Below are 214 nucleotides of genomic sequence, written 5' to 3'. Positions count from 1 at the left end.
GCATCGCTATAGTCGATAGGTTCGCGCATCAGTGCGCCCATGGCGTCGAGCAGCTTCGGAAATTCGGAAACGTCAGGCGCCACCGCCTTGTAGGAGAGGAACATCGGCGTGTCCTTCATCATGTCGGCCATACCAGCGCCGACGGCCGCCTGTTGCGGCAGCATCTCCGGGAAGAAGCCGTTCTGCGCATAGGGCGCCGAGAGTATCACCAGCC

The 214-nt window shown here is 61.7% G+C and carries 1 pseudogene; it reads right to left on the bottom strand.

Annotation, left to right across the window (positions count from 1 at the left end):
- A pseudogene (locus tag AF337_RS12410) lies at positions 1 to 214 on the bottom strand (alpha/beta hydrolase); the annotation flags it as partial.

Source organism: Rhizobium ecuadorense, from assembly GCF_001187535.1.
Lineage (GTDB): Bacteria > Pseudomonadota > Alphaproteobacteria > Rhizobiales > Rhizobiaceae > Rhizobium > Rhizobium ecuadorense.
Note: the sequence above shows the minus strand (reverse complement) of the source record. Positions and strands in the feature narration are given on the sequence as shown.